Source organism: Streptomyces sp. NPDC003720, from assembly GCF_042875075.1.
Classification (GTDB): Bacteria; Actinomycetota; Actinomycetes; order Streptomycetales; family Streptomycetaceae; genus Streptomyces.
Genome location: NZ_JBIANZ010000003.1, coordinates 540,197 through 565,350, shown reverse-complemented (window position 1 = coordinate 565,350; position 25,154 = coordinate 540,197). Strand labels below are relative to the sequence as shown.

General features: G+C 72.6%; 27 protein-coding genes. 17 read left to right on the top strand and 10 right to left on the bottom strand.

The genetic code is table 11. The features are described from left to right. Positions 1-82: 82 nt before the first annotated feature. Entirely contained in the window at positions 83-826 is a 744-nt protein-coding gene (locus ACFYU0_RS11455; RefSeq protein WP_351659833.1) for a potassium channel family protein, read from the top strand. 499 nt (positions 827-1,325) lie between these two features. Here the strand turns inward: ACFYU0_RS11455 and ACFYU0_RS11450 are convergent, their stop codons facing one another. Together ACFYU0_RS11450 and ACFYU0_RS11445 are read right to left on the bottom strand one after the other, a co-directional pair. After that, on the bottom strand, positions 1,326-1,634 hold the full coding sequence (locus ACFYU0_RS11450; RefSeq protein ID WP_174266320.1) for a small hydrophobic protein: 309 nt from the start codon (positions 1,632-1,634) through the stop codon (positions 1,326-1,328). 235 nt (positions 1,635-1,869) lie between these two features. Beyond that, a complete protein-coding gene (locus ACFYU0_RS11445) occupies positions 1,870-3,489 on the bottom strand; it encodes an MFS transporter (protein ID WP_351659830.1) in 1,620 nt (539 codons plus the stop codon). A 114-nt stretch (positions 3,490-3,603) separates the two neighbouring features. Between ACFYU0_RS11445 and ACFYU0_RS11440 the strand changes: the two genes are divergently transcribed. The 3 genes from ACFYU0_RS11440 to ACFYU0_RS11430 all read left to right on the top strand — a co-directional run bounded on the left by ACFYU0_RS11440 (position 3,604) and on the right by ACFYU0_RS11430 (position 6,461). Next, positions 3,604-4,230 carry a TetR family transcriptional regulator gene (locus ACFYU0_RS11440; protein ID WP_351659827.1) on the top strand — a complete coding sequence of 209 codons (627 nt, stop codon included), beginning with the start codon at positions 3,604-3,606 and terminating at the stop codon, positions 4,228-4,230. Positions 4,231-4,322: 92 nt separating this feature from the next. Further along, positions 4,323-5,540 carry an alpha/beta hydrolase gene (locus ACFYU0_RS11435; protein WP_389299774.1) on the top strand — a complete coding sequence of 406 codons (1,218 nt, stop codon included), beginning with the start codon at positions 4,323-4,325 and terminating at the stop codon, positions 5,538-5,540. A gap of 66 nt (positions 5,541-5,606) precedes the next feature. Next, positions 5,607-6,461, top strand: a complete 855-nt coding sequence (locus ACFYU0_RS11430) for a DUF4429 domain-containing protein (protein ID WP_351659821.1) — start codon at positions 5,607-5,609, stop codon at positions 6,459-6,461. A gap of 21 nt (positions 6,462-6,482) precedes the next feature. Here ACFYU0_RS11430 and ACFYU0_RS11425 read toward each other — a convergent pair whose 3' ends face one another. After that, complete coding sequence (locus ACFYU0_RS11425; RefSeq protein ID WP_389299770.1) at positions 6,483-6,938, bottom strand: MerR family transcriptional regulator; 456 nt, start codon at positions 6,936-6,938, stop codon at positions 6,483-6,485. 111 nt (positions 6,939-7,049) lie between these two features. Here ACFYU0_RS11425 and ACFYU0_RS11420 point away from each other — a divergent pair, with 111 nt between their 5' ends. Together ACFYU0_RS11420 and ACFYU0_RS11415 are read left to right on the top strand one after the other, a co-directional pair. Beyond that, entirely contained in the window at positions 7,050-7,520 is a 471-nt protein-coding gene (locus ACFYU0_RS11420; protein WP_389299768.1) for a GNAT family N-acetyltransferase, read from the top strand. 18 nt (positions 7,521-7,538) lie between these two features. Beyond that, complete coding sequence (locus tag ACFYU0_RS11415) at positions 7,539-8,360, top strand: serine hydrolase domain-containing protein (RefSeq protein WP_389299765.1); 822 nt, start codon at positions 7,539-7,541, stop codon at positions 8,358-8,360. Between the two features lie 51 nt (positions 8,361-8,411). Here the strand turns inward: ACFYU0_RS11415 and ACFYU0_RS11410 are convergent, their stop codons facing one another. Then, the gene (locus ACFYU0_RS11410) at positions 8,412-9,062 is read right to left on the bottom strand and encodes a pirin family protein (RefSeq protein WP_389299763.1); all 651 of its coding nucleotides are present in this window, start codon (positions 9,060-9,062) and stop codon (positions 8,412-8,414) included. Positions 9,063-9,137: 75 nt separating this feature from the next. Here ACFYU0_RS11410 and ACFYU0_RS11405 point away from each other — a divergent pair, with 75 nt between their 5' ends. The 5 genes from ACFYU0_RS11405 to fabF all read left to right on the top strand — a co-directional run bounded on the left by ACFYU0_RS11405 (position 9,138) and on the right by fabF (position 14,109). Then, entirely contained in the window at positions 9,138-10,343 is a 1,206-nt protein-coding gene (locus tag ACFYU0_RS11405; RefSeq protein ID WP_351659808.1) for a helix-turn-helix domain-containing protein, read from the top strand. 89 nt (positions 10,344-10,432) lie between these two features. Beyond that, a complete protein-coding gene (locus ACFYU0_RS11400) occupies positions 10,433-11,380 on the top strand; it encodes an ACP S-malonyltransferase (protein WP_351659805.1) in 948 nt (315 codons plus the stop codon). Positions 11,381-11,397: 17 nt separating this feature from the next. Continuing rightward, entirely contained in the window at positions 11,398-12,429 is a 1,032-nt protein-coding gene (locus tag ACFYU0_RS11395; RefSeq protein WP_351659802.1) for a ketoacyl-ACP synthase III, read from the top strand. 81 nt (positions 12,430-12,510) lie between these two features. Beyond that, positions 12,511-12,759 (top strand): acyl carrier protein, encoded by a 249-nt coding sequence (locus ACFYU0_RS11390; protein WP_018545314.1) that lies wholly within the window; start codon positions 12,511-12,513, stop codon positions 12,757-12,759. A gap of 87 nt (positions 12,760-12,846) precedes the next feature. Continuing rightward, the gene (gene fabF / locus ACFYU0_RS11385) at positions 12,847-14,109 is read left to right on the top strand and encodes a beta-ketoacyl-ACP synthase II (RefSeq protein ID WP_351659799.1); all 1,263 of its coding nucleotides are present in this window, start codon (positions 12,847-12,849) and stop codon (positions 14,107-14,109) included. 68 nt (positions 14,110-14,177) lie between these two features. Here fabF and ACFYU0_RS11380 read toward each other — a convergent pair whose 3' ends face one another. Continuing rightward, complete coding sequence (locus ACFYU0_RS11380) at positions 14,178-14,672, bottom strand: DUF3145 domain-containing protein (protein WP_351659796.1); 495 nt, start codon at positions 14,670-14,672, stop codon at positions 14,178-14,180. Positions 14,673-14,928: 256 nt separating this feature from the next. Between ACFYU0_RS11380 and ACFYU0_RS11375 the strand changes: the two genes are divergently transcribed. Together ACFYU0_RS11375 and ACFYU0_RS11370 are read left to right on the top strand one after the other, a co-directional pair. Next, positions 14,929-15,831, top strand: a complete 903-nt coding sequence (locus tag ACFYU0_RS11375; RefSeq protein WP_351659793.1) for an SGNH/GDSL hydrolase family protein — start codon at positions 14,929-14,931, stop codon at positions 15,829-15,831. A 14-nt stretch (positions 15,832-15,845) separates the two neighbouring features. Continuing rightward, positions 15,846-16,817 carry an aldose epimerase family protein gene (locus ACFYU0_RS11370; protein ID WP_351659791.1) on the top strand — a complete coding sequence of 324 codons (972 nt, stop codon included), beginning with the start codon at positions 15,846-15,848 and terminating at the stop codon, positions 16,815-16,817. Positions 16,818-16,985: 168 nt separating this feature from the next. Here ACFYU0_RS11370 and ACFYU0_RS11365 read toward each other — a convergent pair whose 3' ends face one another. The 3 genes from ACFYU0_RS11365 to ACFYU0_RS11355 are packed head-to-tail and all read right to left on the bottom strand — an operon-like array spanning position 16,986 to position 18,617. Further along, positions 16,986-17,318 (bottom strand): YrdB family protein, encoded by a 333-nt coding sequence (locus ACFYU0_RS11365; RefSeq protein WP_389299756.1) that lies wholly within the window; start codon positions 17,316-17,318, stop codon positions 16,986-16,988. A gap of 49 nt (positions 17,319-17,367) precedes the next feature. Continuing rightward, positions 17,368-18,159, bottom strand: a complete 792-nt coding sequence (locus ACFYU0_RS11360) for an EI24 domain-containing protein (RefSeq protein WP_389299754.1) — start codon at positions 18,157-18,159, stop codon at positions 17,368-17,370. Positions 18,160-18,179: 20 nt separating this feature from the next. Continuing rightward, positions 18,180-18,617: a MarR family transcriptional regulator gene (locus ACFYU0_RS11355; protein ID WP_389299751.1), complete on the bottom strand. Its 438-nt coding sequence runs from the start codon at positions 18,615-18,617 to the stop codon at positions 18,180-18,182. Positions 18,618-18,706: 89 nt separating this feature from the next. Here ACFYU0_RS11355 and ACFYU0_RS11350 point away from each other — a divergent pair, with 89 nt between their 5' ends. Both ACFYU0_RS11350 and ACFYU0_RS11345 read left to right on the top strand, forming a co-directional pair. Next, the gene (locus tag ACFYU0_RS11350) at positions 18,707-19,705 is read left to right on the top strand and encodes an NADP-dependent oxidoreductase (RefSeq protein WP_351659779.1); all 999 of its coding nucleotides are present in this window, start codon (positions 18,707-18,709) and stop codon (positions 19,703-19,705) included. 96 nt (positions 19,706-19,801) lie between these two features. Continuing rightward, entirely contained in the window at positions 19,802-20,224 is a 423-nt protein-coding gene (locus tag ACFYU0_RS11345) for an organic hydroperoxide resistance protein (RefSeq protein ID WP_351659776.1), read from the top strand. Positions 20,225-20,289: 65 nt separating this feature from the next. On the opposite strand, the gene ACFYU0_RS11340 is transcribed toward ACFYU0_RS11345, so the two are convergent. Both ACFYU0_RS11340 and ACFYU0_RS11335 read right to left on the bottom strand, forming a co-directional pair. Next, entirely contained in the window at positions 20,290-21,450 is a 1,161-nt protein-coding gene (locus ACFYU0_RS11340) for a serine hydrolase domain-containing protein (RefSeq protein ID WP_389299748.1), read from the bottom strand. A 172-nt stretch (positions 21,451-21,622) separates the two neighbouring features. Then, entirely contained in the window at positions 21,623-22,741 is a 1,119-nt protein-coding gene (locus tag ACFYU0_RS11335; protein WP_389299745.1) for a hypothetical protein, read from the bottom strand. A gap of 202 nt (positions 22,742-22,943) precedes the next feature. On the opposite strand from ACFYU0_RS11335, the gene ACFYU0_RS11330 reads away from it, so the two are divergent. After that, the gene (locus tag ACFYU0_RS11330) at positions 22,944-24,101 is read left to right on the top strand and encodes a mandelate racemase/muconate lactonizing enzyme family protein (protein ID WP_351659767.1); all 1,158 of its coding nucleotides are present in this window, start codon (positions 22,944-22,946) and stop codon (positions 24,099-24,101) included. Next, a complete protein-coding gene (locus ACFYU0_RS11325) occupies positions 24,098-25,111 on the top strand; it encodes an alcohol dehydrogenase catalytic domain-containing protein (protein ID WP_351659764.1) in 1,014 nt (337 codons plus the stop codon). Before ACFYU0_RS11330 ends, ACFYU0_RS11325 begins: the two co-directional genes overlap by 4 nt. Positions 25,112-25,154: the final 43 nt, after the last annotated feature.

The window sequence follows — 25,154 nt, the reverse complement described above, 5'->3', positions numbered from 1 at the left end:
GGCCCGCGACAGGGCTTGGGCATGAGGGCGGCGGAGCCGGAGTCTGCGCCGCCCGCACGTCCGCCTTCCCTACGATGCGGGCATGGAGACGAACGCGGCGCAGGCCCGGTGGGAGCGGCTCACCCAACGGCCATTGCTGGCGCTGGCCGTGGCCTTCGCCGTCGCCTACGCCGTGCCCATCGTGGACGGTTCAGCCGGCCACTCGCTGACGGCCCTGTGCACGGGGGTGGAGTGGGCGGTGTGGGGCGCCTTCGCGGTGGACTACCTCATGCGGCTGGCGCTCGCTCCCCGGCGCGGGGAGTTCGTGCGCCGGCACTGGCCCGATCTGTGCGCGGTGGTGCTGCCGGTGCTGCAGCCGCTCCGGCTGCTGCGGCTGGTGTCGACGCTGCTGCTGGTGGGGCGGCGGGCGCGGATGGCTCCGCAGATCCGGCTGACGACGTACGTCGTGGGGTCGGTGATCGGGCTGCTGATGTTCGGGTCGCTGGCGGTGCTGTCGGTGGAGCGGGAGTCGCCGGACGGGAACATCCGGACGCTGGGTGACGCCGTGTGGTGGTCCTTCACGACGATGACGACGGTGGGGTACGGGGATCACGCGCCGACCACCGGGCTGGGACGGATGATCGCGGTCGGGCTGATGCTGTCCGGGATCGCGTTGCTCGGTGTGGTGACGGCGAACATCGCGGCGTGGTTCATCTCGCGGTTCGAGAAGGACGACGTGGAGGAGCGGCGGCAGACGGAGGCCATCGCCGCGCTGACGGAGGAGGTGCGGGCGCTGCGGGCGGAGGTGGCTCGGCTGGCGGCGGAGCGGGAGGGGCAGCGGCGGTGAGGGGGGCTCCGCCGGTTGGCCGGGTCGGCTTGGCTGCCGGTGCTGCTGGGCTTGGCGGGGTCTTGTTCGTTGGGTGCCGGGTGCCTCGGTGAGTGTGGGGCTTGGTTCGCCTGGTTCGCTGGTTGCCCCGTGCCTCGGTGGGCGTCGCGGGGTTTCGCTTGCCCGCGCTTGCGGGGTGCCGCTGCGCCCACCCGTGCCGCCCCTGGCGGCACGCATGCCCGCAGTGGGGGCGGGCTCGGTGCCCGTCAGCCGGTTGCGGGTGGGCGCTGACCCTGGCGGCACGCGTGCCCGCAGTGGGGGCGGGTTCGATGCCCGTCAGCCGGTTGCGGGTGGGCGCTGACCCTGGCGGCACGCATGCCCGCAGTTGAGGGCGGGCCCGGCGCCCGTCAGCCGGATGTGGGTCGGCGCCGGTCTTGACGGCATGTGTGTACCCAGCTGCGTGGCCGGGGACGGCGACGCCCGCAGCTTTGGGGCTGCGGGCGTTCGGGGTGGGGCCGGGTCAGAGAAGGCCGTGGCCCCAAGTGGCCGCGCCTGCCAGGGCGATGAGGGACAGCAGGGTGTCGATCGCGCCCAGGACCAGGGCGACCACGGCCGGGATGTTGCGGTCGGTGGACCATTTGCGGCCCATGGACTGCCAGCCGCAGAACATCGCCACCGGGCCGAGGATGATGCCCAGTGCGAAGAATCCGGCGACCGCGCAGACGGTTCCGATGATCCCGAGCGTCGCGCGGTCCGGCCCGGTCCGCTGCCACGAACGGCCGCGTGACCGGGGGTACCCGCGCGTTCCGTGCCCGAAGCCAGCCATCATCAACTCCCTGGTCATCCTGGACAGTTCGGCCTCATCGGGCGGGTACCCCGGTTTTCCTCGGGCAGACCTGCGCGCGCTGCCCCCTCCAGCAGCGCGCGCCGCGGCCCGGCGGTCCCCGCATGCCCTGCGGAGGACCTGACCCACTGTGACCTGCGGCGCGCGCCGGGAGCGAGGGATCTTGAGCGGAGTCACCCTGATGAGCGAACCCCGCCGGAAGCAGGCATGGAACGGGACGTCAGATGTGACCGACTCCCGCGCCCGCCTCCGCGTTCTCGCCCCGCTTGGTGAGCAGCGCGACGAGCACCGCGAACGCCGCCACGCCGGCCGCGACCAGGGAGGCGAGGCTCATGCCGGAGATGAAGGTGTCGTGGGCGACGCCGCTGATCTTCGCGACGAGAGCCTCCGGCATGCCCTTGGCCACCGGCGGCACGCCCACCTGGACCGCCTCGGAGGCCTGGTCCAGCTGCTCCGGGGTCAGCTTCGGCAGCCCCGCGTCGGCCCAGTTGCCCGGCAGTTCGCTGTCGACCCGGGAGGCCATCACGGCGCCCAGCACAGCCGTGCCGAGGCTGCCGCCGATCTGCATGGCGGCCTGCTGCAGACCGCCCGCCACACCGGACAGCTCCATGGGCGCGTTGCCCACGATCACCTCGGTGGCGCCGACCATGACCGGCGCGAGGCCGAAGCCCAGCAGGGCGAACCAGACCGACATCAGGCCGCTGCCGGTGTCGGCCTTCAGCGTCGACATGCCGTACATGGCGATGGCGGTGGCCGCCATGCCGCCGGCCAGCGGGATGCGCGGGCCGAGCTTGGTGATGGCGGCGCCCGCGAGCGGGGAGCCGACGATCATCATGCCGGTCAGCGGGAGCAGGTGCAGGCCCGCGTCGATGGGGCTCATGCCGTGGACGTTCTGGAGGTAGAACGTCACGAAGAACAGACCGCCCATGAAGGCGATCGCCATCAGGACCATCAGGACGACACCCGCGGACAGCGGGACCGAGCGGAACATGCCCAGCGGGATCAGCGGCTCGGCGACCCGCGTCTCCCAGACCGCGAACAGGACGAACAGCAGCGCCGAGGCGCCGATGAAGCCCCACGTCTTGACGTCGCCCCAGCCCCAGGTCGGCGCCTTGATGAGCGCCCAGACCAGGCAGAACATCGCGCCGGACAGCAGCGCGATGCCCGGCAGGTCGAAGGAGCGCGGCGCGTTCTTGGCGCGGTGGTCCAGCAGGATCAGCAGGCCCAGCAGCAGCGCGAGGACGCCGACCGGCACGTTGATGAAGAACACGGACTGCCAGTTGACGTGCTCGACGAGGACGCCGCCGAGGATCGGGCCGCCCGCGGTGGAGGCGCCGATGACCATGCCCCAGATGCCGATCGCCATGTTCAGCTTCTCGGCCGGGAAGGTGGCGCGCAGCAGGCCGAGCGCGGCCGGCATCAGCAGCGCGCCGAAGAGGCCCTGGAAGACGCGGAAGGTGACGACCGCGGCGATGCTGTGCGACAGGCCGATGGCGCCCGAGGCGGCGGCGAAGCCGGTGACGCCGATCAGGAAGGTCTGCCGGTGGCCGAAGCGGTCACCCAGCTTGCCCGCGGTGATCAGGGAGACCGCGAGGGCGAGGAAGTAGCCGTTGGTGATCCACTGGACGTCGGCGAAGCTCGCGCCGAGGTCCTTCTGGATGGCCGGGTTGGCGATGGCCACGATGGTGCCGTCGAGGGCCACCATCATGACGCCTACGGCGACGGTGATGAGGGTGAGCCATGGGTGGCCGCGCAGCCCCGCGGCCGGGGCCGGCCCCGACGGGTCGGCCGATGCCCGGTCCCCCGGCCCCGTCGTGTCGATGGTGGTCTGACTAGTCATACCTTCGAGGCTAGTGTCAGTCACTGACAATTGACAAACCAATTCACCTGTCGGTAACTGACACGACACCAGCGCATAGCCTGAGCTGGAAGGACATCGCACGGGAGAGGGCCCATGGAGACGCTGCGCGACCGCAAGAAGCGGCGTACTCGGGAGGCGCTGCTGCGGGCCGCTCTCGAACTGTTCACCACGCAGGGTTACGAGCACACCACCGTCGACGAGATAGCGGAGGCAGTCGACGTCTCGCAGCGCACCTTCTTCCGATACTTCGCCGGCAAGGAGGAGGTGGCCTTCGCCGTCCAGGAGATGACGGAGGCGCTCTTCGTGGCGGCCGTACGGGCGAGGCCGGCGCACGAGGCGCCGATGGAGGCGCTGCGGCAGGCGGTCCTGGAGGGCTGGGAGGCGATACGGGAGACCGTCGACTCGGTCGTCCCGGTGGAGCTGTACCTGCGGATGTACCGGACGATCGAGTCGACGCCCGCGCTGCTCGCCGCCCATCTGCGGCGCTCCGTGGCCACCGAGGAGACGATCGCGCGGCTGCTCGCCGAGCGGGAGGGCGTCGACGTGGACGCCGACCCGCGGCCGCGGCTGGCGGTGGCCGTGTTCGGCGGGGTGATGAGGGTCACCGAACGGCAGTGGTGCACGGGCGACGACTTCAGCCTGGAGGCGATACGGCGTCTGACCGCGTCGTACCTGGACCAGTTGGGCTCGGCGCTCACCGGTAACTGGCGTACGGGCTGAGGACGTCTCGGGAGCGTTCGACGGTTACCGAAACGTGATACCCATCACTCGGTTACCCCGAGACCCTCCCGTTCTCCTAGTGTGTCCTCCCAGTGACTTCCTTCGACACCTCCCCGCCTCTCAACCTCTGGCGCGCCCTGCTGGCGCTGTCCGTGGTGTTCGTGATGCTCGCGACCACCGGCTGGACGGCCATGCGCACCCACCGGGAGCCGACCGCGCTGCAGCACTCACTGGAGAAGTGGGAGCACGGCACGCTGCGCGGGGCGCACCTGCCGGACCCCGATGCGGCTCCCGCGCGCCTCGCCCGGTTCTTCGCCTCGCTCACCCCGCACGAGCGCGGCCGGCTGGCCCACCGCTACCCCCTGGCGGTCGGCAACATGAACGGCGCCCCCGCCGCGCTGCGCTACCGCGCGAACCGCATCGCGCTGGGCCAGGCGCGTGCGGTGGAGCGCGAGCGCATGCGCGACAACCGGATCAGCAGGGCGGGACAGCAGGACGCGGGCCAGCGGATGGAGCGCTACGAGGCGCTGATGCGTCCCGGCCGGCACATCCTCGCCTTCGACCCCGCCGGCTCGGGCCGGGTCGCGGAGGTGTTCGGCAGCCTGACCAAGGCCGACCGGATCTCGGTCGTCGTCCCCGGCGTCGACACCGACCTGCTCACCTTCCAGCGGACGTACCGCAAGTACAGCGCGCCGGTCGGGATGGCCAAGGCGCTGTACGCGGCCGAGCGGGAGGAGAGCCCGGCGACGCGCACGGCCGTGATCGCGTGGGCCGACTACACCGCACCGGACGGGCTCGGTGTGGACGCCGCCACCGGGCTGCGCGCCGAGGAGGGCGCCGTCCGTCTGAACGCGCTGCTGCGCGGCCTGCCCGGCCGGGCGCCGGTGTCGATGTTCTGCCACAGCTACGGCTCGGTGGTCTGCGGGGTGGCCGCGCACGCCATGCCGGCCCGGGTGGCCGACCTGGCGGTGGCGGCGAGCCCCGGCATGCGCGCCGGGAGCGCCTCCCGCCTCGGCACCTCGGCCCGGGTGTGGGCGATGCGGGACGCCAGCGACTGGGTGCAGGACGTGCCGTACCTGGAGCTCGGCGGGCTGGGCCACGGCGCCGACCCGGTGTCCTCGGCGTTCGGCGCGCGGGTCCTCGCGGCCCGGGACGCGCAGGGCCACAGCGGCTACTTCCAGCCGGGCACGGACAGCCTGCGCAACCTCGCGCACGTCGGCGTCGGCGCGTACGACGCGGTGACGTGCGCACGCGAAGACGATGCCTGCAGGGCGGGTCTGCCCCGCACGACGACGGCCGGACGCGCGTAGAAACAGCAGGAAGTGCGGTCTGCGCGGGTGGCGACGGAGGAGCACGTGCCGCATACGATGAGCCGCATGGGTGACGTACTGGCGGGTTTTCATGCCGTATGGGAGTTCGAGTCCGACTCCGTGCTCATCCGTTACGAACGGGGGATCCGGACACCCAGACTGTTCCAGGCGCTGGGCGAGCGGCGCGTTCCGCTGGCCGCGGTCGAGGAGGTGACCCTCACCCCCGGCAAGCGCGGCTCCGTCGTACTGCGGCTGCGGCCGCGCCCCGGCGCCGATCCGCTGATGGACGCGGCGGCCGGGCAACTGCGGGAGGGCTCCGACCCCTACCGGCTGGTGCTGCCGGCCGAGCGGGCGACCCTCGCCGAGTACTACGCCGACGAACTGAAGCCGCTGCTGGCCGGGAACGGGCCGGAACCCGCCGAGCGCTGGCTGGTGGCCGCCCCCGAGGCCCCGCTGCAGTTCAAGGCGTACGACGGCAAGGCGACCTTCGACGGGACCACCGTGCGGTTCCGCTGGTCCTGGACGGGTGCGTCCTCGGCGAAGTGGAAGGCAGGGGACCAGAGTTGGCCGGTCTCCAGCCTCAGCGCGGTGGAGTGGCGCTCGCCGGAGGTCTTCGAGGGGCATCTGCGCCTGGTACCCCGCGAGGGCGGTTCCACCCGTCCCGCGCAGCCCGACCAGGATCCGGCGGCCGTCGTCTTCGGTCTCGGGTACGGACCGGTGCACGAGTCCCTGCCGTTCGCCGCCGCCGTTCTCGCGGCGCTGCGGACCCGCGGACCGGTGCCGGTGGCGCCGGTGCCGGCCCGGCGGGACCCGGCCGACATCGCCGAGCGCATCCGGCATCTCGGCGAACTGCACAGCGCCGGGCTGGTCACCGACGAGGAGTTCACCTCGAAGAAGGCCGAGTTGCTGGCCGAGCTGTAGCGGTCCCGCGCGGGCGGGGACTCAGCGCTCGGTGGCGTAGAAGCTGATCTTGCGGTCCAGGACCGCCAGGGTGTCGTGGAGTTCCGCGATCCGGGCCAGCACGTCCCGGCGGGTCGACTCGAGCAGTTCCTGGCGTTCGGCGTAGGTACTCTCGCCCTCCCGCACCAGCTCCGCGTAGCGGACCATGTCGGCCACCGGCATGCCGGTCAGCCGGAGCTTGTTCACGAACTCCAGCCAGTCCAGGTCCCGGTTGCTGTAGCGGCGCTGGCCGGTGTGCGAGCGGTCGACGTGCGGCATCAGGCCGATCCGCTCGTACCAGCGCAGCGTGTGCGCGGTCAGACCGGTGAAGGCGACGACCTCGCTGATCGTGTAGTGGTCCTCGCCCTCGGGGCGGGGGTGGCGCCGGGGCGGGGCGGCGCAGATGTCGGCGGGGGTTGCCCGCCCGGCGGCCGCCGGCGTGGTCTGCATCACCGTCATGCCCCCAACGCTATGGCCTTGGAGTGCACTCAAGGCAAGCGGCTCCGGTGAGAAAGGGGTGTGGGGAAAACGGCGCGACGGGCCGGGGGTGCGGTGGCTAGCGTGCGCGGCATGAGTCTCGTACGCCGGGCCGAGCCCGAGGACGCAGCGGAAGTGCTGCGGCTGCGCCAGGTCATGATCGACTCGATGGCCCACGCCGACCGGTCCACCGACTGGCACGCCGAGTCCCTGCCCGTGCTGCGGGCGAGGCTCGCGGAGCCGGAGGGGGAATTCGCGGCCTTCGTCGTGGACCATCCGGAGCGGCCGGGGGCGCTGGCCGCGCTGGTGGCGGGCACGCTGGACTACCGGATCGGCCGGGCGGCCAACCCGCTCGGCACCGTCGGGTACGTCTTCAGCGTCGCCACCGACCCGGACGCCCGCCGACGCGGCTTCGCGCGCGCGTGCATGGACGCGCTCCTCGGCTGGTTCCGTGAGCGCGGCGCCGACCGGGTGCAGCTCACCACGTCCTCGGCGGGCGCGCCGCTGTACGCCTCGCTCGGCTTCCGGCCCAAGCCCGACCCGTTGCTGGAGCTGTGGCTCTGAGCGCATAGGCTCGGCCCCATGTCGTTGAACAGCCTGGCGTCGATCGAGAACTGGCCGGTTCCCGCCGCCGCGGCGGGCGTGGTCCGCGCGGACGGCACGGTCGTGGGCACCCACGGCCCGGCCGGGCAGCGGTTCCCCCTCGCCTCGGTCACCAAGCCGCTGGCGGCCTACGCCGTGCTCGTCGCCTACGAGGAGGGCGCGATCGAGCTGGACGAGCCGGCCGGCCCGCCCGGCGCCACGGTCCGCCATCTGCTCGCGCACACCTCCGGGCTGGCCTTCGACGAGCACCGGGTGACGGCTCCGCCCGGGGAGCGGCGGCTCTACTCCAACGCGGGGTTCGAGCAGCTCGGCGACCATGTCGCCGAGGCGACGGAGATCCCGTTCGCCGAGTACCTGCGGCAGGCGGTGCTGGAGCCGCTGGGGATGACGTCGACGGCTCTGGACGGCTCCCCGGCGAAGGACGGCGTGTCCACGGTCGCGGACCTGCTGCGGTTCGCCGCCGAGATCCAGGCGCCGCGACTGCTGGACCCGCGCACCGTCGCCGAGGCGATGACGGTGCAGTACCCGGGCACGAAGGGCGTGCTGCCCGGCTACGGTCACCAGAACCCCAACGACTGGGGGCTCGGCTTCGAGATCCGGGACTCCAAGTCGCCGCACTGGACGGGTGGTTCCTCGTCCCCTCGGACCTTCGGGCACTTCGGGCAGTCCGGTACGTTCCTGTGGATCGACCCGGACGCGGAGGCGGCCTGCGTGGCCCTCACCGACCGCGCCTTCGGGCCCTGGGCCGCGGAGGTCTGGCCGGTGTTCACGGACGCGGTGCTGGCGGACCTGCGGGGCTGAGATCCGCCGGAGCCGGCCGGGGGCGTTCCGCATGCCCTCGACCGGCGGCGGTCAGGGCATCTCCCACAGCAGCAGTTCCGCCGCCGTGGTCGCGACGGCGTCCAGTTCCCCGGCGTCGGTGATCCGGGCCGAGTCGCCCGCGCCCAGCCCTTCCTCCGCCAGCGTGATCTCGCCCCGGACCACGTGGACGTACACCCGGGGCGCGTCCGGGACCGCCGTCCGCTCCCCCGCCTTCAGGCGGCGGACGTGGAGCATCGCGCCGGCGGCCGGGAGGGCGTACGGGGTGGAGTCGGCGATGCCGCGGACGACGTCGTAGGACGGGTCGCCGCCCGGCTCCAGCGGGGCCAGCCACATCTGGAGGAAGGTCAGCGGCAGCGGGCCGTCGTTGCGTTCCACGTGCCGGACGCCCGCCGCGGCGGCGAGGTGCTGGACGTCGCCGGGGCGTACCTTCGTCTCATGGCCCGTGGAGTCACGGTGGGTCAGTTCGCCCTCGACCACCCACGTCACGATCTCGGTGTGGCTGTGCGGGTGCTCGTCGAAGCCGGTGCCGGGGGCGAGCCGCTCCTCGTTGCAGGCGATCACCGCGCCGAAGCGCAGGTTGTCCGGGTCGTAGTGCGGGCCGAAGGAGAAGGCGTGGCGGGTGGCGATCCCGGCCCCCTCGTCCCCTCCGCGGTAGCGCTCGGCGGCGCGCCGTACGTCCATCACAGGCACCACCGTAGACCGCGCGCGGCACCCCGCCGACGCATGGTCCCGTCCCGATAAGGCAGTCTTGTCCCCGTGCCCGAACCCGTAACCCGCAGCGGCGGACCCGCAGCGCACGCCGTCCACCCGCACTCCGCGACCCTGAAACGGCTGGAGAAGTCCTCCGGGAATCTCGCCGCGCAGGCCATCGCGCGCATGGACGAGACCCTGCCGTGGTACCGGGCCATGCCGCCGGAGAACCGTTCCTGGATCGGGCTCGTGGCACAGGCGGGCATCGCCGCGTTCACCGAGTGGTTCCGGCACCCGGACGCGCCGCAGGCCATCTCCACGGACGTCTTCGGGACCGCGCCCCGCGAGCTGACCCGGGCCATCACGCTGCGGCAGACCGTGGAGATGGTGCGGACCACCATCGAGGTGATGGAGTCCGCCATCGACGAGGTGGCGGCCCCCGGGGACGAGAGCGTGCTGCGCGAGGCGCTGCTCGTCTACGCCCGCGAGATCGCGTTCGCCACCGCCCAGGTGTACGCCCAGGCCGCCGAGGCACGCGGTGCCTGGGACGCGCGGCTGGAGTCGCTGGTGGTCAACGCCGTGCTCAGCGGCGAGGCCGACGAGGGCGCCGTCAGCCGGGCCGCCGCGCTCGGCTGGAACTCCCCCGACCACGTGTGCGTCGTGCTCGGCACCGCGCCCGACGGGGACAGCGAGCTGACCGTCGAGGCCATACGGCGCGCCGCCCGCCACGCCAAGCTGCAGGTGCTCACGGGCGTGCTCGGGGACCGGCTCGTGGTGATCGCCGGCGGCAGCCCCAATCCGCTCGGCGTGGCCAAGTCGCTGATCGGGCCGTACGCCGCCGGGCCGGTCGTCGCCGGGCCCGTCGTGCCCGACCTGCTGGCCGCCACCCGGTCCGCGCAGGCCGCGGCGGCGGGGCTGAAGGCGTGTTTCGCCTGGCAGGACGCGCCGCGGCCGGTCCTGGCGGACGATCTTCTGCCGGAGCGCGCCATCGCCGGCGATCCGGGCGCGCGCGAGCAGCTGGTGGAGGAGATCTACAGACCACTGGAGGAAGCGGGCTCGGCACTGCTGGAGACCCTGAGTGTCTACCTGGAGCAGGCGAGCAGCCTGGAGGGCGCGGCCAGGATGCTGTTCGTTCACCCGAACACCGTGCGCTACCGGCTCCGACGTGTGACAGACGTCACCGGATGGTCGCCCTCGGATGTACGATCCGCGTTCACGCTGCGGATCGCCCTGATCCTGGGGCGTCTGGCCGACGGTGAACCCCAGGCCTAGGGTTTTGTGGGGGGCCCACAAAACCCCTACGTGTTCTTCGTCCCTGTCCCCACGGGCGGCTTCGGCCGTCGACAAGAGAGAGTGTGAGAGTGCTCGTACTCGTCGCTCCCGGCCAGGGCGCCCAGACGCCCGGCTTCCTGACTCCCTGGCTCGAACTCCCCGGTGCCGCGGACCGCGTCGCCGCGTGGTCGGACGCCATCGGCCTCGACCTGGTCCACTACGGCACCCAGGCCGACGCGGACGCCATCCGCGACACCGCGGTGGCGCAGCCGCTGCTGGTCGCCGCCGGGCTCCTGTCCGCCATGGCACTGGGTGACACGGCGGAGATCGCGCCCGGCGCGGTCGCCGGCCACAGCGTGGGCGAGATCACCGCCGCCGCCTTCGCGGGCGTCCTGGACGACACCGCGGCGCTCGGCCTCGTCCGCCGCCGCGGACTGGCGATGGCCGAGGCCGCCGCGATCACCGAGACCGGCATGTCGGCGCTGCTCGGCGGCGACCCCGAGACCTCCGTCGCGCATCTGGAGAAGCTGGGCCTGACCCCGGCGAACATCAACGGCGCGGGCCAGATCGTCGCCGCCGGCACGCTGGAGCAGCTCGCCGCGCTGGCCGAGGACAAGCCCGAGGGAGTCCGCAAGGTCGTCCCGCTGAAGGTGGCTGGCGCCTTCCACACGCGTCACATGGCCCCCGCCGTGGAGGCGCTGGCCGAGGCCGCGGCGCGGCTGGCGCCCGCCGACCCGAAGGTCCCCTACGTCTCCAACAAGGACGGCCGCCAGGTCGCCTCCGGCGCCGAGGTGCTGGACCGGCTGGTCGGCCAGGTCGCCAACCCGGTGCGCTGGGACCTGTGCATGGAGACGTTCAAGGAGCTGGGCGCCACCGCGCTCATCGAGGTGTGCCCCGGCGGCACGCTGACCGGTCTCGCCAAGCGCGCGCTGCCCGGCGTGCGCACGCTCGCCCTGAAGACCCCCGACGACCTCGACGCGGCCCGCACGCTCATCGCCGAGACTGCGACACCTGCCGCTGACGCGGCGAGCGCCTGACAAGGAGCCCAAGACCCATGTCGAAGATCAAGCCCAGCAAGGGCGCCCCGTACGCGCGCATCCTCGGCGTCGGCGGTTACCGGCCGACCCGTGTGGTGCCGAACGAGGTGATCCTGGAGAGGATCGACTCGTCCGACGAGTGGATCCGTTCGCGCTCCGGCATCGAGACCCGGCACTGGGCGGGCCCGGACGAGACGGTCGCCGCGATGTCCGTCGAGGCGGCCGGCAAGGCGATCGCCGACTCCGGCATCGACGCCGAGCAGATCGGCGCCGTGGTGGTCTCGACCGTCTCGCACTTCAGCCAGACCCCGGCCGTCGCCACCGAGATCGCCGACAAGCTGGGCACGAACAAGGCCGCCGCCTTCGACATCTCGGCCGGCTGCGCGGGCTTCGGCTACGGCCTGACCCTCGCCAAGGGCATGGTGGTGGAGGGTTCCGCCGAGTACGTGCTCGTCATCGGCGTGGAGCGGCTCAGCGACCTCACCGACCTGGAGGACCGCGCCACGGCCTTCCTGTTCGGCGACGGCGCCGGCGCGGTCGTCGTCGGCCCCTCGCAGGAGCCGGCCATCGGCCCGACCGTGTGGGGCTCCGAGGGCGACAAGGCCGGCACCATCAAGCAGACGGTCTCCTGGGACCGCTTCCGGGTCGGCGACCTCGCCGAGCTGCCCCTCGACAGGGAGGGCAACGTCAAGTTCCCTGCGATCACGCAGGAGGGCCAGGCGGTGTTCCGCTGGGCCGTGTTCGAGATGGCGAAGGTCGCCCAGCAGGCGCTGGACGCGGCCGGAATCAGCCCGGACGACCTGGACGTCTTCATTCCGCACCAGGCCAACGTGCGGATCATCGACTCGATGGTGAAGACGCTGAAGCTGCCGGAGCACGTCACGGTCGCCCGTGACATCCGCACCACCGGCAACACCTCGGCCGCCTCGATCCCGCTCGCGATGGAGCGGCTCCTGGCCACCGGGGAGGCGAAGAGCGGCGACACCGCGCTCGTCATCGGATTCGGGGCGGGTCTCGTCTACGCCGCCACTGTCGTTACCCTCCCCTAGGCACTCCGTGCCGGATCTTGCTTCCGGCGCGGTGCACAACTGCCACAAACCGTCTGGATTATCGAAGAAGGAGCGCCTGACATGGCCGCCACTCAGGAAGAGATCGTCGCCGGTCTCGCCGAGATCGTGAACGAGATCGCCGGGATCCCCACCGAGGACGTCCAGCTGGACAAGTCCTTCACCGACGACCTGGACGTCGACTCGCTGTCCATGGTCGAGGTCGTCGTCGCCGCCGAGGAGCGCTTCGACGTGAAGATCCCGGACGAGGACGTCAAGAACCTCAAGACCGTCGGTGACGCCACCGACTACATCCTCAAGCACCAGGCCTGAGTCACCCCTTAGGCCGTCAGGCTGCTAGGCCCCGCCACCCGGCGGTGGCGCCGTAGAATCCCGTTTTCCGTTGGAGAAAGAATTCCCGTGAGCCCGACCAATCGCACCGTGGTCGTCACCGGTATCGGCGCAACCACACCGCTGGGTGGCGACGCAGCCTCGTTCTGGGAGGCCCTGGTCGCCGGCAAGTCCGGTGTCGGCCCGCTCGAGCAGGAGTGGGCGGCCGAGCTGCCGGTCCGCATCGCCGCGCAGATCGCCGTGGAGCCCGGCGAGATCATCCCCCGCCCGCAGGCCCGCAAGCTGGACCGGTCCGCGCAGTTCGCGCTGATCGCCGCTCAGGAGGCCTGGAAGGACGCCGGTTTCACCGCCAAGGCCGGTGAGGACGCGTCCGTCAACCCCGACCGTCTCGGTGCGGTCATCGCCTCCGGCATCGGCGGCGTGACGACCCTCCTGGACCAGTACGACGTGCTCAAGGAGAAGGGCGTACGCCGCGTCTCCCCGCACACCGTGCCGATGCTGATGCCCAACTCCCCGGCGGCCAACGTCGGCATCGAGCTGGGCGCCCGCGCCGGTGTGCACACCCCCGTGTCGGCCTGCGCCTCCGGCGCGGAGGCCATCGGGTACGCGATCGAGATGATCCGCACCGGGCGTGCGGACGTGGTCGTGGCCGGTGGCACCGAGGCCGCCATCCACCCGCTCCCCATCGCCGCCTTCGGCAACATGATGGCGATGTCCAAGAACAACGACGACCCCGAGGGCGCCTCGCGTCCCTACGACTCGGGCCGTGACGGCTTCGTGCTCGGCGAGGGCGCCGGTGTGGTCATCCTGGAGTCCGAGGAGCACGCGAAGGCCCGCGGCGCCCGGATCTACGTCGAGGCGGTCGGGCAGGGCATCTCCGCCGACAGCCACCACATCACGCAGCCGGAGCCGTCCGGCAACGGCATCGCGCAGGCGCTGCAGAACCTGCTCGACAACACGGACCTGAAGCCGGCCGAGATCGTGCACGTGAACGCGCACGCCACGTCGACGCCGCAGGGCGACGTCGCCGAGATCAAGGCGCTGCGCAAGGTGTTCGGCGACGACGTCGACCACATGGCCATCTCCGCCACCAAGTCGATGACGGGTCACCTGCTCGGCGGCGCGGGCGGCATCGAGACCGTGGCGTCGATCCTGGCGCTGGTGAACCGCACGGCTCCGCCGACCATCAACGTGTCGAACCTCGACCCCGAGGTCGACGCGGACGTGGTGACCGGTGAGGCCCGCGAGCTGCCCGAGGGGCGGATCGCCGTGCTGAACGACTCGTTCGGCTTCGGCGGGCACAACGTGGTCCTGGCCTTCCGGACCGTCTGAGAACACATGTGAGGAGCCCCCACCGGCCGGTGGGGGCTCCTTCGTGCGTGTGCGGGTCCCGCAGGGGCTCAGACCACCTGGTGCAGCCAGCGCACCGGCGCTCCCTCGCCCGCGTAGCGGAACGGCTCGAGTTCGTCGTCCCAGGGCTTGCCGAGGAGCTTGGCGATCTCCGCCTCCAGGTCGGTCTCCTCGCGCTGGGAACGCGTCAGCGCCGCGCGCAGCCGGTCCTCGGGGATGAGGATGTCGCCGTGTATGCCGGTGACCGCGTGGAAGATGCCGAGGTCGGGGGTGCAGCTGTAGCGCTCGCCCTCCGCGGTGGCGCAGGGCTCGGCGGTGACCTCGAAGCGCAGCAGGTGCCAGCCGCGCAGGGCGGAGGCCAGCTTGGAGGCGGTGCCGGCCTCGCCCTGCCAGGAGAACTCCGAGCGCCAGGTGCCGGGGGCCGCGGGCTGCCGGATCCAGTCGAGGCTGACGCGCGTGCCGAGCACCCCGGCGACGGCCCACTCGACGTGCGGGCACAGCGCGCGCGGCGCGGAGTGCACGTACAGAACTCCACGTGTCGTCACCGGAACCTCCGGGCAGAGCGGGACATCTTGCGGACTGGCGGGGCGGCCCAGGCGCGATGGCCGCGTTGATGGCGAGGCTACCCTGCGGCGGGGCAAGGAGTGTGACGTACCGTCGGTCCCGGTGCCAGGAAACCCGTGCCATTCACCCAGGGGGACGCTTGTACGGGGGTGCGGCGTTCCCGGGTCCCCGGTTCGGGAACCTTCGCGCGTTGTCATGGGAGGGAGCACCGCACCGTCGAGCGAGGGGAGCAGCCACATGCGCGAGCGAGGCCACCGGGCGCGGGTCGCCGTCGCCGTGATGACGGCGGCCGTCCTGGCCCTGACGGGGTGTGACGCCTTCGGCGGTGGCGGGGCCGAGGGCAAGAAGGCCCCGGGCACGCCGTCCGCCCGGCCCTCGGCCCGGCCGGCGCCTGTGTGGGACCGCAGCCCGGACTCGATCGCCGCGGTCGGCGACTCCATCACCCGGGGCTTCGACGCGTGCACGGTGCTCTCCGACTGCCCTGAGGTGTCGTGGGCGACGGGCAGTGACGCGGCGGTCGACAGCCTGGCGGTGCGGCTGCTGGGAGCGCGGGGCGCGGCGGAGCGCAGCCGCAACTACGCGGTGACGGGCGCCCGGATGTCCGACCTGCCGGGGCAGATGGCCGGCGCGATCGCCGGGCGGCCCCAGCTGGTGACGGTGATGATCGGCGCGAACGACGCCTGCCGCGCGTCGGTGTCGGCGATGACCCCGGTGGCGGACTTCCGGGCGGACTTCGAGGCGTCGCTGGCCAGGCTGCGGACGGCGCTGCCCCGGACGCAGGTGTACGTGGCGAGCGTGCCGAACCTGCTGCGGCTGTGGGTACAGGGCCGGACGAACCCGCTGGGCAAGCAGGTGTGGCGGCTGGGCATCTGCCCGTCGATGCTGGCCGAGCCCGACGACCTGTCCGGCGCGGCCACGCGGCGCCGGGAGAAGGTGCAGCAGCGGGTGGAGGACTACAACGCGACGCTGCGGGCCGTGTGCGCCAAGGACCGCCGCTGCCGCTTCGACGACGGCGCGGTGTTCGACTTCCGCTTCGGCACCGACCAGCTCAGCCGCTGGGACTGGTTCCATCCGAGCCGCGACGGCCAGGCGCGGCTTGCGGAGATCGCGTACCGCACTGTCACCGCGCGGAGACCCTGACTAGGGTTTCCCACATGAGCGAACTTTTCTGCACACTTCCCGACGGCTCACCGGTGCACCGCTGGACGCTGGAGCGCGCCGGGGTACGGGTGCGGGTGCTGTCGTACGGCGGGATCGTGCAGTCGGTCGAGGTTCCGGACCGGGACGGGCGTACGGCCGACGTGGTGCTGGGATTCCCCGGGGTCGAGGGCTATCTGGAGCATCCGGAGCCCTATCTCGGCGCTCTGGTCGGGCGGTACGCCAACCGGATCGCGGGCGGGCGCTTCGCGCTGGACGGCCGGGCGTACGCGCTGCCGGTGAACGACGGGCCGAACTGTCTGCACGGCGGGGAGCGCGGGTTCGACAAGCGGGTGTGGGAGGCGGAGCCGGCCGGGGACGGCGTCCGGCTGCGCCGGGTGAGCCCGGACGGCGAGGAGGGCTTCCCGGGCCGTCTGGAGGTGTCCGTGACGTACACGCTGGACGGCTCCGGGGCGCTGCGGATCGCCTACGAGGCCGTGACGGACGCGCCGACCGTCCTCAACCTCACCAACCACGCGTACTGGAACCTCGGCGGCTCCGGTCCCACGGGCGGGCACGAACTGCGGCTCGCCGCCTCCCGGTACACCCCGGTGGACGCGGACCTGATCCCCACCGGTGAGCTGCGGGACGTCTCCGGCTCCCGCTTCGACTTCCGCGCGGCCCGTGAGGTCGGTTCCGGCTACGACCACAACTTCGTGCTGGACAAGGGCGTGACGGAGGCCGCCGAGGAGGTGGCCGAGCTGTACGACCCGGGGTCCGGGCGGGTGCTCACCGTGGCCACGACCGAGCCGGGGCTGCAGTTCTACACCGCCGACCACCTGGCCGCGCCCTTCGCGCCCGGCGAGGGGGTCGCCCTGGAGACCCAGCACTTCCCCGACTCCCCAAACCGCCCGGAGTTCCCGGGGACCGTGCTGCGGCCGGGCGAGGTGTTCCGGTCCGAGACGGTGTACGGCTTCTCGGCGCGCTGATACGGGGGACGAGCCCCGGTCCGGAGGTCAGGTTTCCGGGCCGGGGCTGCCCACGGGGGACTTGTCCCGGTCCCGACGTTAATCCTCCCGGCCCCTGCGGGGCGCACGATGACCGCCCTCGGAGCGATCCCGTACGAACCCTTCACAAACGGCCAGGCCTCCGCCGCGTCACGCCTCCCGGGCCTGGGCCAGGCATTTGCTCGCCACGCACACCAGGGCGAGGACGGCCGCCCAGGCGTGGGCCCCGGCGGCGTACAGCGCGGCCGCCCCCGCGCCGAACCAGAACAGTTCGAAGACGAGGCGGGCCGTGCCGTGGAGCTTGAACCGCGCCCTCGGTGACGCGAAGAGCCCCCACGACTCGGCGAGCAGCCCCGTCCCGCAGATGCCGAAGAGGAGGCCGGCCGTGCCGCCGTAGGTGATCCCCGAGTACAGAACGGCGCCGAGGACCGCCAGTTCGAGGAGGAAGAGCACGACGAGATTCACGGCCTTCGCTGTCTTCACGCCCGGCAGTATGGCCCGGCGACCCGCGCGGCGACAGGCCGAGCGGGGTTCAGGAAGAGATCGGTTCGGTGGTCTCGGCGGGGGCGGGGTCGGCGCTCTCCTCGTCCAGGAGGTCCCGGGCGAGGAGGGTGGCGCCGGCCACCGCGCCCGGCATGAGGAAGACCGCGACGACCGGGAGCAGGAAGGCCAGGCCGAGCGGGGTGCCGAACCCCCAGACCAGGGTCTTGCGGGAGCGGAGCAGGGCGAGGCGGGCGCGCAGTTCGACGCCGCGGCGCTGGAGGGCGATGGCGGTCAGTTCCTCGGTGAGGAAGAACCCGGTGACGAAGAAGCCGATGACCGGGACGACCGTCTGGCCGACGACGGGCAGGAAGCCGGCGGCGAAGAGCAGCACGCCCCACAGCAGGGCCCGGACGAGGATCCGGAGGCTGTCCCGGGCGGATGTCCACAGCTCGCGCCAGAGCGGCAGGCCCGACTCGGGCGCCGTGCCGTCGGGCGAGACGTCCTCGTCGACCTTCTCCGAGAGGCTGTCGTAGAAGGGCTGGCCGATCAGCAGGGTGAGGGCCGTGAAGGTGAGGACGGCCAGCAGCAGGCCCAGGGCGAACAGGACGACCGTCAGAAGGCCGCGGAAGAGGCCCTGCCAGGGGCTCGCCCAGTCGTCGGCGAACGGGGTGGCCCAGCCGACCGCGTCCTGGCCCCATACGGCGAGCACGACCAGCGCCGCCGCGTAGAGGACCAGCGTGATCAGACCCGGCAGCAGGCCGAAGCCGAACTGGCGGCCGTGCCGGGCGACCCAGCGCTGGCCCGCCACGAGATAACCGAAACCCACCCCGAGATCGCGCATGGCGAAGACTTTACTGGGACTCAGGCGTCCAGCATCCGCCGCAGCAGGTCCCGCAGGGACCGCCGCTCCTCGGCGGAGAGCCCGGCGAGGGGCTCACGGGCGAAGCGCAGGCCCTCGCGCAGGTCCCGGGCGACCCTGCGGCCCTCGTCGGTGGCGGCGGCCAGCTTCACCCGGCGGTCCGCGGGGTCGGGGCGGCGCTCCGCCAGGCCCCGGGACTCCAGGCGGTCGACTATCCCGGTCACGTTCGACGGCTCGCACTTCAGCCGCTGGGCGAGCTTGCGCATCGGCAGCGGCTCCAGCGACAGCAGGCTGAGCAGGCGCGCTTGGGGGCCGGTCAGCGCGTGGGCGGCCGCCGCCTCCTCGTAGTCCGCGTAGAAGCGGGCCACGACGTCCCCGATCAGCTCGACGACCTCCATGGTCAGTTCGTCGGGACGGCGGGTATTCGGTGGTGTGGCCATGCCGCCCAGGATACCCGGTTACTTGACATCATGAAATATTCAGGCCCATTGTTGTTTCAGGTACTGAAGTAAATGAAAGGCGACCCCCCATGATCAACCGCGAGTGGCACCTGCTCAGCCGTCCGGTCGGCTGGCCGAAGCCCGAGGACTTCGCCCTGGTCGAGACGCCCGTCCCGACCCCCGGCGAGGGCCAGGTGCTGGTGCGCAACGAGTACCTCTCCGTGGACCCCTACATGCGCGGCCGGATGTCGGCGGCCAAGTCGTACGCCGCCCCGTTCGAGCTGAACAAGGTCATGCAGGGCGGCGCGGTCGGCGAGGTCGTCGCCTCCGAGGCCGAGGGCATCGCGGTCGGCGACCACGTCCTGCACTTCGGCGGCTGGCGCGAGTACGCGGCCGTGGACGCGAAGAGCGCCGTGAAGGTCGACCCCGAAGCCGCTCCGCTGTCGACGTACCTCGGCGTGCTCGGCATGACCGGCCTGACCGCGTACGCGGGTCTGCTGCGCACCGCCTCCTTCAAGGAGGGCGACAGCGTCTTCGTGTCCGGCGCGGCGGGCGCGGTCGGCAGCCAGGTCGGGCAGATCGCGAAGCTGAAGGGCGCCTCGCGGGTCATCGGCTCGGCCGGCTCCGCGGAGAAGGTCCGGCTGCTGACGGAGGAGTACGGCTTCGACGCCGCCTTCAACTACAAGGACGGCCCGGTGAGCGAGCAGCTGCGCGCGGCCGCCCCGGACGGCGTCGACGTGTACTTCGACAACGTCGGCGGCGAGCACCTGGAGGCCGCGATCGGGTCGCTGAACCTGGGCGGCCGGATCGCCGTCTGCGGCATGATCTCCGTCTACAACAACACCGAGCCGGCCCCCGGCCCGCGCAATCTGGCCCGCCTCATCCAGACCCGCGGCCGCATCGAGGGCTTCCTGGTCGGCGACCACTACGACCTGCAGCCGCAGTTCGTCCAGGAGGTCGGCCCCTGGGTCGCCTCGGGCGCGCTGAAGTACCGCGAGACCGTGGTCGAGGGCATCGAGAACAACCTGGAGGCGTTCCTCGGGGTCCTGCGCGGCGACAACACCGGGAAGATGATCGTCAAGCTCTGACCTGGCCCGGACTTTCCGGCATGCGGTAGCTTCATTCCGAAATCCGCCGTCGATCGTGGGCGCGAGTCGCGGCGGACCGAGGAGGAAGACACCGCCATGCCCATACAGCAGTCCGACGTCCTGTACACGGCCGTCGCCACCGCCGAGAACGGCCGCGACGGCCGCGTCGCCACCGACGACGGCAGGCTCGACGTCGTCGTGAACCCGCCGAAGGAGATGGGCGGCAGCGGCGCCGGCACCAACCCGGAGCAGTTGTTCGCCGCCGGCTACAGCGCCTGCTTCCAGGGCGCGCTCGGCGTGGTCGCCCGACAGGAGGGCGCCGACGTCTCCGGCTCGACCGTCACCGCCAAGGTGGGGATCGGCCGGAACGAGGACGGCTTCGGGATCATCGTGGAGATCTCCGCGGACATCCCGAACGCCGACGAGGCCACCGCGCGGGCGCTGCTCGAGAAGGCGCACCAGGTGTGCCCGTACTCGAAGGCGACGCGCGGCGACGTCACCGTGACGCTGGCCCGGTAACGGTCGTTGCGCAGGGCGGCGGCCGCATCCTTGGACGTGGGATGCGGCCGCCGCCCCGCACGGCGTCAGCCGCTCGCCAGCGCCGCCCGGTGCACCGCCACCGCCAGCCGCCCGTTCTCCGGCGCGGAGCCGCCCGGGAAGGCGAACCGGCGCCTGGTGTAGCCGTAGGCGAGACCGCTGCGGGGGTCGGCGAAGGCCTGGCAGCCGGCGGCGCCGCTGTGACCGATCGCGCCGGCGCCCAGGAAGGGGTGCCAGGTGTCGGCCGTGGCCTGGAAGCCCAGGCCGTAGGACCTGTGGGCCCGGGCCACCAGGTCGTACCCGACGGAGTGCGGCTGTCCGAACTCCGCGACCGTGTCCTGCTTCAGCAGCGGCGCCCTGCCGCCGGTCTCGCTGATCATCGCCGCGTACATCCCGGCCAGGCCGCGCGCCGAGGCGACGCCGCCCACCGACGCCGGGCCCCGGGCCCGGACCGCGCGCTCGTTCGGCAGCGACTCCAGGTCGGTCGGCTCCGGCGCGTGGCGGTTGAAGGCGATCGAGGCGAGGGTGTGCGGGCCGCTCGGCAGCGCGTCGAGCAGCGCCTGCTGCCCGGGCGTGGGCAGCATCGGCGCGGTGGTGCGGAAGCGGCTCTCGCGGGCGGCCGGCAGGCCCAGGTGGAAGTCCAGTCCCCACGGGACCCGCACCCGCTCCTCGTACACCTCCTGGAGCGTACGCCCGGTGGCGCGGCGGACGATCTCGCCGGTGAGCGCGCCGATCACCAGGGCGTGGTAGCCGAAGGCCGTGCCCGGCCGCCAGAACGGCCGCTGGTCGGCGAGGCGTTCGGCCAGCGCCCGGTCGTCGGCCAGCTCGGCCGCGCTGAACCCGGTGTCGGTGCCGATCAGGCCGGCCCGGTGCGCGAGCAGTTCGCGCAGGGTCAGCGCGCCCTTGTCCTCGGCCCCGAACTCCGGCCAGTAGTACGTGACCCTGCGGTCCAGCTCCAGCGTGCCGTCCTGCACCAGCAGGGCGACGACGAGGTGCGCGGCGCCCTTGGTGGACGAGAACACGCCGTACAGCGAGTCCCCGTCGGCGCCCTCGCCGGCCCACAGGTCGACGACCCGCCGGCCGTGCACGTACGCGCACAACTGGCCCTCGTAGTCGTCCCGTTCCTCCGCCACGAAGGCGGCGAACTCCTCGCGCACCGCTTCGTAGCCCTCGGCGACCGTGCCGTGCACGGGGGTTGCCTGCGTCATGCGCCCTCCTCGACCGAGCCGCTCGCGCGTCGCTCCCTCTCGTTCGCGCCCGCTCCGGCACCGGGCGTTCCCCGGATCGGTACGGCGAGGGGCACCCGTTCGACTCAACCGTGCCGGGCGCGGACCGGTTTCCCCGGTCCCGGGTCGTGCGTCGCTACCCTGCGGACACGGCCTAGGTGCACCACCACAGGAACCGGTTGCACGACTTCGTCGGGGACGGGGTGGGCGTCGGGTCCGAGGTCGTCGGGTCGGCCGTCGGGGTGTCGCTGGGCTGGGACGAGGGCGGGGCCGGCGGGGCCGCGGTCGCCGTGCCGGCGTCCGAGGTGGCGGACTGCTCCGCCTTGTCGCCGGCGGCGGCCGACTCGGAGGGCTTGTCCTTCGGCGACTCGGAGGCGGACGCCGACGCCGAGGGGCCGGTGGACGACGAGGCGCTCGGCGCCGTCGTTCCGGCGGAGGCGCCGCGGGCGGGGGCCGCCGTGCTGCCGGGGGACGACGCGGAGGCGCCGCCGCCGTCGGCCGAGGTGTCCCCGGCCGACGCCGACGTGTCGCCCGAGAAGGGCGCGAAGGGGGCGTCGGTGCCGAGTTCGGCGAGGCTCAGCCCGCCGGCGGCCAGCACGAACCCCGAGGCGATCAGCACCGTACGGCGGCGGCGACGCCGGTGCGCGGCGGCCTTGCGGTCCCGGCGGCTGGCGTCGGCGACGGCGGGACCGCCGGCGGCCTCACCGCCCGCGGCGCCCCCACGGCCGCGGCCCCGCGACTGACGCCGGGCGGCCCGCCCCACGGGCTCGTCGGAGCCCTCCTGGTCGTCGTCGTACCCGTCCCGGTCGTCGGCCTCGCCCTCGTCGCCGTCGCGGCCGGGGTCGCCGCCGTGGTCCGCGTGCTCCTCGCGGGCGTCGTACGCGTCGCCCCGGCCGCCGTGCTCGGGGTGGTGGCCCGTGACCGCCTGACCGTCCGCGCCCGCGTGATGCCCGGTCCCGCCCCCGTACGTGTACGCGTCCGGGACCGCGGCGGCGCCGGCCTGCTGCGGTACGCGCACCTCCTGCGCCGCGCCCTGGTGGGCGAAACCGCCGGGGTACTCGGCCGCGTAGGCCGCGGGATGCCCGCCCGGACCGGCGTACGCGTGCCCGGCCGGAACGCCGGTGTGGGCCTCCTGGCCGTACGCGCCCGCGTACCCGGGCGCGACGGACGCGTCCGCGTCCGCGTGCGGGGCGGGGTGCCGGGCCTGTGCGCCACATCCCGGGCAGGCCAAAGCGCCGTTGAGGTGCCGTTGGCACGGGTGGCAGAAGTCCATGACGCCGGAAGACTAGATTCCCCGCCGGTCACGTAACCAGGCACCTCTGTGAAGGTTTCGTGCGGGACCGAAAAAGTTGTCGGCAGCCATGCCGAAACTGTTACCTGTTCGACCCATTGACACCCCCGCCGCACTCTCCTTACTGTCACGCCAGCATTTCGAACGAGTGACGAAATCTCGAACATCCTGAGGGGCAACTGCCGTGCGCATCACCGGAATCAGCACGCATGTGGTGGGGACACCGTGGCGCAACCTGACCTACGTCCAGGTGCACACCGACGAGGGGATCACGGGAGTCGGCGAGACCCGGATGCTCGGCCACACCGACGCGCTGATCGGCTATCTGCGCGAGGCCGAGGCCAACCACATCCTCGGCTCGGACCCGTTCGCCGTCGAGGACCTCGTGCGGCGGATGAAGTACGGCGACTACGGGCGGGCCGGCGAGATCGTCATGTCCGGCATCGCGGTCGTCGAGATGGCCTGCTGGGACATCAAGGGCAAGGCGCTCGGCGTGCCGGTGTGGCAGCTCCTGGGCGGCAAGGTCACCGACCGGGTCAAGGCGTACGCCAACGGCTGGTACACCACCGAGCGGACGCCGGAGGCGTACCACAAGGCCGCCCAGGGGGTCATGGAGCGCGGCTACAAGGCGCTGAAGATCGACCCCTTCGGCACCGGGCACTTCGAACTGGATCACGAGCAGACCCTGTACGCGGTCTCCCTCATCGAGGCCGTGCGGGACGCCATCGGACCGGACTCCGAGCTGATGCTGGAGATGCACGGCCGCTTCTCCCCCGCCACCGCCGTCAGGCTGGCCAAGGAGATGGCGCCCTTCAAGCCGGCCTGGCTGGAGGAGCCGTGCCCGCCGGAGAACCTCAAGGCGCTGGAGAAGGTGGCCGCCAAGGTGGACGTCCCGGTCGCCACCGGTGAGCGCATCCACGACCGCATCGAGTTCCGCGAGCTCTTCGACAGCCAGTGCGTCGACATCATCCAGCCCGACGTCGGCCACATCGGCGGCATCTGGGAGACCCGGAAGCTGGCGGCCACCGCCGAGACCCACTACATGCTCATCGCCCCGCACAACGTGGGCGGTTCGGTGCTGACCGCCGCCTCGCTCCAGGTCGGCTTCACCTCGCCGAACTTCAAGATCCTCGAGCACTTCAACGACTTCGCCGACGCGGACATCAAGAAGGTGGTCAAGGGCGCCCCGGAGGTCGTGGACGGCTACTTCCACCTCTCCGACCGGCCCGGGCTCGGCGTCGAGCTGGACACCGACGCGGCCGCCGAGTTCCCGCAGCAGCAGGCCAGGTTCGACCTGTGGGCCGAGGGCTGGGAGCAGCGCAAGCCCAAGGGCACGAAGTGACCCCGGCCGGTTCGCAGGTCGTCGTCGAGGCGCCGGGCGTCCACCGGGTCGAGGAGCACACGCCCCGGCAGCCCGGTCCCGGCGAGGCGCTGGTCGCCGTGCACGCGGTGGGCATCTGCGGCAGCGACCGCGAGGTGTACCAGGGCAACCGGCCCGAGGGGTACGTCCGTTACCCGCTCACGCCCGGCCACGAGTGGTCCGGGACCGTGCGGGCGGTGGGCGCCGGGGTGCCGGAGGGCCTGGCCGGCCGCAAGGTCGTCGGCGAGGGCTTCCGCAACTGCCAGGTGTGCGACCGCTGTCACGCGGGCGAGACCACGCTGTGCACGGCCGGGTACGAGGAGACCGGCTTCACCCGGCCGGGCGCGATGGCGGCCACCCTCACCCTGCCGGCCCGGCTGCTGCACCCGCTGCCGGACGGCGCCGACCTCACCGCCGCCGCCCTGCTGGAGCCGGCCGCCTGCGTCGCGGCCGCCGCGCTGAAGGCCCGGGCCCTGCCGGGCGAGCGGGTCGCGGTGGTCGGCACGGGCACCCTCGGGATGTTCGCGGTGCAGTTCCTCAAGGCCGTCTCGCCGGCGGAACTGCTGGTCGTGGGCACCGGGAACGACCGGGAGGCGCTCTCCCGGCGGTTCGGGGCGAGCGACTTCCGGCTCAGGGACCAGCCGCTGCCCGCCGACTTCGACGTCGTGATCGAGACCGCCGGATCCGCGTCCGCCGCGCGCACCGCGGCCGCGCTGCTCAGGCGCGGCGGGCGGCTGGTGCTGACGGGCATCCCGGCGCCGGGTGCGGACGGGCTCGACCCGACCGATCTGGTCGTACGGCAACTGGAGGTGCACACCGTCTTCGGGGCGCCGCCGGACGCCTGGGCCCACACCGTGCGGGTCTTCGGCGCCGGGCTGCTCGATCCGCTGCCCCTGGTCACCCACGAGCTGCCGCTGACCGAGTTCCCGCAGGCCATCGAGCTGGTGGGGGCCGGTGACCCGAAGGTGGGCAAGGTGCTGCTCCGCCCCTGACCGTACGCCGGCCGGGAGGTGACCCGACGCACGTCCCGGCCGG